This is a genomic window from bacterium, assembly GCA_030654305.1.
GTDB lineage: Bacteria > Krumholzibacteriota > Krumholzibacteriia > LZORAL124-64-63 > LZORAL124-64-63 > PNOJ01.
Genome location: JAURXS010000514.1, coordinates 1 through 7,331, shown reverse-complemented (window position 1 = coordinate 7,331; position 7,331 = coordinate 1). Strand labels below are relative to the sequence as shown.

Genomic DNA, 7,331 nt, shown 5'->3' with positions numbered 1-7,331 from the left:
TCGTCGCCGAGTTCCTGCAGCGAGGGCGCGGACGGACCGAACAGCGATAGGGTCGCGACGCCGTCGCGGACCTCGCAGTCGAAGAAATCGTAGGTCATGACCCTCCCGGTGGTGGCCGCCGCGGGGCGCGGGGCGTTCGATGCGGCGTGCCTGCACCGAGGACGATAGGGGGCGGCCGCCACGGTGTCAACGCGACCGCCGCCGGGCGCGTCCGCGACAGGTCTGGACAGGCGAGGCGGCGGCGGGTATCCTCCCGGGGCTTCGCACCCGGATGACTCCAGAGAGGACAACTCGGCATGAAGGTGTTCCTGACCGGCGGTACGGGCCTGGTGGGACGGGCGGTCGTCCGCGCGCTGATCGAGCGCGGCGACGAGGTCGTGTGCGTCACCCGCGACCGCAAGCGGGCGCTGTCGCGCCTGTCGCGTCCGGTGGAGATCGTCGAGGGGGACCCGACCTTCCCGGGCGATTGGCAGCGGGCGCTGGGCGACTGCGACGCGGTCGTCAACCTGGCGGGCGAGCCCATCGCCGCCAAGCGCTGGACGCGCAAGCGCAAGGCGCTGCTGCGCCGCTCCCGTCTCGAATGCACGCGCAACGTGGCGGCGGCGGTCAACGCGAGCGAGCGGGTGCGCGTGCTGGTCAGCGCGTCGGCCGTCGGCTACTACGGCGACGGCGGCGCCGAACCCCTCTACGAGGAGAACGAAGGCGGCCGCGACTTCCTGGGCCGGTTGGCCCACGAGTGGGAGGGGTGCGCCCTGGAGGCCGACAACGGGCGCGCCCGCGTGGCGCTGCTGCGCATCGGCCTGGTGCTCGACCGCGAGGACGGGGCCCTGCCGCGCCTGGTCCTGCCCTACCGGTTCGGCTTGGGCGGCCCGCTCGGCGACGGCCGCGCCTACGTGCCCTGGATCCACCGGCACGACCTAGTCCGCGCCATCCTGCACATCCTGGACCGCGACGCGATCGCCGGCCCCGTCAACGCGGTGGTGCCTGACCCGCCGACCCGCCGCGAGTTCGCCCGGACGCTGGGTCGCGTGCTGGGACGCCCGAGCGGCTTCACGACCCCCGGCTTCGTGCTGGGCCTGGTGCTGGGGGAGATGTCGGCCATGCTGCTGCAGAGCTGCCGCGCCGTGCCCAAGGCGTTGCGCGCCAATGAATTCCAGTTCGAGTACCGGGATCTGGAACCGGCGTTGCGGCACCTGTTGTCCTGACGCCGTCGGCTGGTGTACCATGGTGGACCCGGTCACGTTCGCAAGGGAGGTCGTGGGATGCGGCACGTGCTGAGTCTGGCCTTGGTCCTTTCCCTGGCGGCGTTCGTCGCCCCTGCCCCCGCCCAGATCGCGTACCAACCCTTGGCGCCCGGCTGCGCCTGGGCGTACAGCGACGGAGCCGGCCACGAGCGCATCGTCGAAGCGGTGGGGCCGGCCGTCATCCAGGGCGAGGACGTCGTCGAACTGGTCTGGACCGAGCCGGATCAGGTCTACCACAACTTCTGGTCCCTGGGACCCACGGGCGCCGTCTACCTGCACGCCGCCTACAACGAGGACGGCGGCTTCGTGGCGAGCTATTCGCCGCCGATCATGTGGCTGGCGGCCGTCGTCGCGACGGACCGCTGCTGGTCCTCGACCGTGCGCATCTACTGGAGTCTCGACGATTCGGTGGACCCCGGCCTAGTGAGCTCGTTCACCTACTGCGTGACCGAGGACGGGCCGCTGACCGTGCCGGCCGGCGACTTCGAAGCCGTTACGGTCGAAGCTTTCATGCCCCTCGTGTCCGCCTCCCCGGGCAAGGCGACCCACGACGCGCTGGGTCGGCGGCTCGCCGACGGGTCGCGCCAGGCCGAACCGTGCTCCTACGCCGCCGGTGTCGGCTTGGTGAAGGAAGGCGTCTGGGAGTTGACGAGCTACGGCGGGCCGACGCCGTCCGACGCGGCGAGCTGGGGCGAGGTCAAGACGATGTATCGTTGACCCGCTCCGATCTTCGACGAAGCAAGATGACGCGAAAGGGCCGTCCCCCGGCAGGGGACGGCCCTCATCGTCGGCACGATCGCGATCACTTGTAGAGCGACTTGACGTCCCCGAGGGTCATGTTCTCGTCGGCGACGACGTGGTCGAGCGTCATCTGCCCGCGGATCTCGCCGCCGGGGAAGGTCGTGCTGTGGACGTTGAGGTAGATCGACCCCGCGACGAGGCTGGCGTACTGGGGCGCGGTCAGGTTCCAGGTGCCGGCGACCGGCGAGCCCAGGGGCAGGCCGAAGGCGACCGGGCCGTTGACGCCGACCGCGGCGGTGTGGAAGTGGACGGCGGTCTGCGCGCTCGTCAGGCCGCTGAACTGCAGCGCGTAGGTGCCGACCAGGGTCTCGGTGTCGACCGTGAGCGTGGCGATCCCGACCGCCGGGCTGGCGTTGGACGGGACCTCCGAGGCGCCGGTGAGGGCCGTGGTGTAGAAAGCGAGATCGGCGCGGGCGGCGCCGGCTCCGAGACCGAGCAGGAGGACGGTCGCGGCGGCGAGCAGGACGGGATTCTTGATCCAGCGCATGGGTTGCACCTCCGGATGCGGGTGAACGATACGGACCCAAATAGATTACTAAATTAATCCACTTTCGCAACTGTAGCGATATTGAGAGGTTATGTTCCGGACGGCGGAAGCGGCCGGTCAGCCCACCACGAACGCGTCGGCCTCGATGTCGCCCCGCGAGAAGCGCGCTAGCGACAACGAGTCGATGATCGCGTCGGGTTCGCCGCCGGTGATCTGCTTCGCCAGGCGGGAGGCGGCCATCGGGGCCAGCATGAAGCCGTGGCCGCTGTAGCCGCAGGCCATCTGGTAGCCCTCGAGGCCGGGGACGCCGCCCAGGATGGGGCGGTGGTCGGGGGTCACGTCGTACATGCCGGCCCACTGGCGCATCAGGCGCAGCTTGCGCGCCGGGGGCCAGTAGGCGGTCAGGGCGCGGGCGAAGCGCACCGCGAAGCGCAGCTGGCTGCGCGTGTCGAACTGGGCGGGGCGGTCCCAGTGCGGCTCGTCCGGGTCGCCGATGCCGCCGACGATCTCCCCGCGCATGCTCTGGCTGAAGTAGATGCCGTCGCTGATGGAGATGACCATCGGGTCCAGGAACGGCTTGCACGATTCGCTGACCATGATCTCGTGGCGTTCCTGGCGGTTGGGCAGCTGCACGCCGACCATCGCCGCCAGCGAGCGCGACCACGGCCCGGCGCAGTTGATCAGCAGCGGCGTCGCGATCTCGCCGCGGTCGGTGACCACGCCGGTGATGCGGCCGCCGTCGTGCCGCACTTCGAGCAGGCGAGTGCGGATGAAGATCCGCACGCCGCGCCGCGTCGCGGCCTTCGCGTAGCCCCACACCACGCTGAACGGGTAGGCGGTGCCGTCCTTCTGGCAGAAGGTCGCGCCCTTGAGGCGCGAGATGTCCAGCTGCGGCACGATGTCCAGGCACTCCCGCGGCTCCAGGAAGCGGCTGGGCACCTGGCAGGAGTTCTGCAGGGCGACGGCCTTGCGCAGGCTGTCGAGATGGGACTCGTCCTCGGTCACCATCAGGTAGCCGCCCTGGCGGAAGAACGTCTGCAGGCCGAGTTCGCCGGCCAGGTGCTCGTAGGCGGCGACGCTCTCCTGGGCCAGGCGGATGTTCTCCGCGGTCGTCCACTGCTGGCGGATGCCGCCGCCGCAACGCCCGGTCGAGCCGCTGCCGAGGTAGTCCCTCTCCAGCACGACGAGGCGCTTCATGCCCCGCCGCGCCAGCTCGTAGGCGATGGCCAGGCCGTTGATGCCGCCGCCGACGATGACCGCGTCGGCCGTCGCGGGGACTGGCCCTTCGGGCAGGGGGATCACGAGTCCACCTCCGGGTCGGTGCGGGGCAGCGCAGCCTCCAGCTCGCCCATCAGGGGCGGCAGGTCCAGGCTCGCCAGCTCCTCGAAGGTCAGCGGTTCGATGGGCGGGCGGATGTTCGTGAGCGGGATCTGCGACGGGTCGATGCCGCGCAGGCGCGCCAGTTCCAGCGCGGACTCGCAGAGGCAGCCCTTGCCCTGGCAGAAGCCGGTGCCCACGCCGGTGAAGCGCTTGAGCGCTTCCATCTCGGCGAACCCGTCGCGGTAGGCCTTGCCGAACTCCTCGATGGTCACGTCCTCGCAGCGGCAGAGGATGCGCTTGCTCATGCCGTCACCTCTTCCAGCAGGTCGGCGAGCGTGGCGCCGGCCGCCTCGCCGGCGATCGTCAGGCGCAGGCCGGCCGGGGTGCGGCCGTCCCAGCGTCCGGCGGCGGCGTCCCGCGGCACGTAGCCGCCGCGCAGGGGATCGAGCACGAGGTCGGCGCCGAGCTGGTAGGCCCCGTCGTAGACGGGCTTGCCGCGGCCGCAGATCACGGCGATCTCGCAGGCGGATTCGGGGCGGGTCCCGCTGCGGCCGTCGTCGAAGCGCAGCGCGGCCAGCGAACCCGCGCGGCCGAGGGCGGCCAGCGGCCGCATGCCCGTGCGCAGCTGCCAGCCGAGCCGCCGGGCGGTCGCCAGGGCGTCCTCGTCGGGAGCGGCGGTGGGATCCAGGGCCAGGACGACGCGCGCGCCGCGCGCGTGCAGCAGGGCGGCGCACAGCCACTGGTCCGGGCCGTGGCCCCAGACGACCGCGGCGCGCCCCCGCAGGTCGATCCCGTCGCGACCGGCCAGGCGGTACAGGGCGCGGGGTCCCATGATGCCCGGCAGGTCGTGGTCGTCGAACAGGCCCAGCTGGTCCAGGGCGCCGGCCGCCCAGACGATGCGGTCGGCGCGCGCGACGGACAGGCCCGTGGCGTCGCGCAGCAGCAGCATGTCGGGCTGGTAGCAGCCCACCACCGTGGTCGCCGGCGCGCGGGTCACGTTGGGGGCGGCTGCGACCAGGGCGTCGCGCTCGTGCAGGACCGCGCGCAGGCGCCGCAGGCGGTGCAGGCCGGCCAGCGGGTCGCCGTCCCCGGCGGCGGCGAGGTCGAGGGCCTCGCGTCGCTGGCCCCCGCCGTGGGCCGCATCGTCGATCAGCAGCGTGCGGCCCTCGGCCGCCAGGGCCGCGGCCAGCCCGGCCGCGCCGCCGCCGACCACCACCGTGTCCCAGCGGCCGAGGTCGCGGGAGCGGGGCGGGGGCGGCGCGGCCTGCCAGGCCGCCTCGTCGGGCAACCGGCCGATGCCGGTCACCGGGCGGATGATGCGCATGAAGAGTTTCGACAGGGCCGCCGGCTTGGTGAACCACTTGTAGTAGAAGCCGACCGGGAGCAGGTGGCCGGTGCCGGACAGCGCGGACTGCATGGGGCGGCCGTAGACGGCGCCGGCGTCCTGACGGGCGACCCGCAGGCCATCGTGGACCGGCGTGTGGCAGGAGCGGACGTTGGGGACGCCGTCGATGCGCATCAGGCAGCCCATGCAATGGCCGCGCGCGCACGAGGCGCCGCGGGGGCGGCCGTACTTGGGGCTGTGGGAGAGGACCTTGACTCCGTGGTCCCACAGGGCGGCCGCGACCGACTGGCCCGGGCGGCAGGCGAGGGGCTGGCCCTCGAACAGGATGGTCACGGCGGGGTCGGCCACGGGCGGCTCCTTTCGCGCGTCGGCGCAGCGGTGCGAAACATAGGCCGGGCGGGGGTGGTGGGCAAGGCGGCTCCCGAGAAATGAACAGGCGTTTTCTTCCCTTTGCGGGGGCCGGCCGCGGCTTATATTCGAGGTTACGCCGCCGTCCCGGGCCCGGGGCCCCGATCCGTGCAAGGAGCTGGAAATGTCGTCGCAGAATTTCGCCGCCGTGCGCATGGAAGCCATCGACAAGAAGATCGAGTTCGTGGACCTGAAGGTCCTGGACCTCGTCGGCCGCCTGCACCACATCACCTTCCCCTTCGACCGCTTCACGCCGGAGGTCATGGGCGAGGGCATCGGCTTCGACGGCTCCAGCTACGGCTTCCTCAAGGTCGAGGACAGCGACATGGTCCTGCTGCCGGATCTCGCCACCGCGCACGTCGACCCGTTCCGCAAGCGCCCCACGCTGACGATGTTCGCCGAGGTCAAGCACGTCGACGCCGGCCGCACCCCGTTCGCCCAGGACGGCCGGACCATCGTGCGCGCCGCCGAAGGGCTGCTGCGGGAGATGGGCGTCGCGGACACCACGCGCTGGATCCCGGAGTACGAGTTCCACATCTTCGAGGAGGCGGACTTCGACTCGGGCAACACCAGCGCCCACTACCGGATGGAGAGCCGCGAGCGCTTCTTCCAGAACGCCTACCATGCCTGCAACCCCCACGACCGCCACGACGACTTCCGCGACGAGGTCTGCGCGGTCATGCGGGACTTCGACATCCCGGTCCGCTACCACCACCACGAGGTGGGGGCCAAGGCCCAGCAGGAGATCGAGGGCTGGTTCGACGACCTGCCGACCACCTGCGACAACGCCGTGATGACGAAGTACATCCTGTTCAACCTCGCCGAGCGCCACGGCCTGCGGGTGACCTTCATGCCCAAGCCCCTGTTCGACAACGCGGGCAGCGGCTGGCACCTGCACCAGTACCTGATGAAGGACGGCCGCAACGTCTTCGACGACCCGTCCGGCTACGCCTCGCTCAGCCCGCTGGCCCTGAGCTACATCGGCGGCGTGCTGCTGCACAGCCACGCGCTGTGCGCCTTCACCAACCCCAGCACCAATTCCTACAAGCGCCTGGTGCCCGGTTTCGAGGCGCCGACGGCGATCACCTTCGGGCGCAGCAACCGCGGCGCCGCCGTGCGCATCCCGAGCTACGTGGCCGACCCCCAGCACCGCCGCATGGAGTACCGCCCGCCCGACTTCACCTGCAACCCCTACCTGGCCGCCTCGGCCATCCTGATGGCGGGTCTCGACGGCATCGTGCGCGGTCTCGACCCGCTGGCCGACGGTTACTGCCCCGAGCACCCCCCGGCCGACGGCCGGCCCCACACCGTGGAGTTCCTGCCGCGCTCCCTGGACGACGCCCTGGACGCCCTGGAGGTCGACCACGAGTTCCTGACGCGGGGCGGCGTGTTCCCCGAAGCCCTGATCACGCGCTGGCTGTCGATCAAGCGCGCGGAGATCCAGGCCATCAATCGCCGGCCGCACCCCTACGAGTTCTCGATGTACTTCGATCTCTAGCTCCGGGCCGTTCGCGGCAGGGGTGGCCATCGCATCATCGGGGAACTACCCTGGTCTATTAGGATATTCGCGGACCGACCGGACGGGTCCGTGCCGGCGGAGGTGGGCATGGTCGAATTCCAGGTCGGTACGGACGCCCGCAACGCCTTTGTCGATATCACTTCTCAGGTTCAACGCGCCGTGGACGAAATAGGCCTGCAGGACGGGGCGGTCCTGGTCTGGGCCCCC

7 protein-coding genes are annotated in these 7,331 nt (G+C 71.3%); 3 read left to right on the top strand and 4 right to left on the bottom strand.

Annotated features, from left to right (window positions below):
- Positions 1–296 precede the first annotated feature (296 nt).
- Positions 297–1,205, top strand: a complete 909-nt coding sequence (locus Q7W29_14620; protein MDO9173055.1) for a TIGR01777 family oxidoreductase — start codon at positions 297–299, stop codon at positions 1,203–1,205.
- 57 nt (positions 1,206–1,262) lie between these two features.
- On the top strand, positions 1,263–1,961 hold the full coding sequence (locus tag Q7W29_14615; GenBank protein MDO9173054.1) for a hypothetical protein: 699 nt from the start codon (positions 1,263–1,265) through the stop codon (positions 1,959–1,961).
- An 85-nt stretch (positions 1,962–2,046) separates the two neighbouring features.
- On the opposite strand, the gene Q7W29_14610 is transcribed toward Q7W29_14615, so the two are convergent.
- The 4 genes from Q7W29_14610 to Q7W29_14595 all read right to left on the bottom strand — a co-directional run bounded on the left by Q7W29_14610 (position 2,047) and on the right by Q7W29_14595 (position 5,545).
- Positions 2,047–2,532, bottom strand: coding sequence for a CHRD domain-containing protein (locus tag Q7W29_14610; GenBank protein ID MDO9173053.1), 486 nt, complete (start codon positions 2,530–2,532; stop codon positions 2,047–2,049).
- Positions 2,533–2,649: 117 nt separating this feature from the next.
- On the bottom strand, positions 2,650–3,834 hold the full coding sequence (locus Q7W29_14605) for an FAD-binding oxidoreductase (protein MDO9173052.1): 1,185 nt from the start codon (positions 3,832–3,834) through the stop codon (positions 2,650–2,652).
- Complete coding sequence (locus tag Q7W29_14600) at positions 3,831–4,157, bottom strand: (2Fe-2S)-binding protein (GenBank protein MDO9173051.1); 327 nt, start codon at positions 4,155–4,157, stop codon at positions 3,831–3,833. The genes Q7W29_14605 and Q7W29_14600 overlap by 4 nt, the downstream gene beginning before the upstream one ends.
- Positions 4,154–5,545, bottom strand: a complete 1,392-nt coding sequence (locus Q7W29_14595) for a (2Fe-2S)-binding protein (protein MDO9173050.1) — start codon at positions 5,543–5,545, stop codon at positions 4,154–4,156. The genes Q7W29_14600 and Q7W29_14595 overlap by 4 nt, the downstream gene beginning before the upstream one ends.
- Positions 5,546–5,729: 184 nt before the next feature.
- Here Q7W29_14595 and glnA point away from each other — a divergent pair, with 184 nt between their 5' ends.
- Positions 5,730–7,103, top strand: coding sequence for a type I glutamate--ammonia ligase (glnA, locus tag Q7W29_14590; GenBank protein ID MDO9173049.1), 1,374 nt, complete (start codon positions 5,730–5,732; stop codon positions 7,101–7,103).
- Positions 7,104–7,331 lie beyond the last annotated feature (228 nt).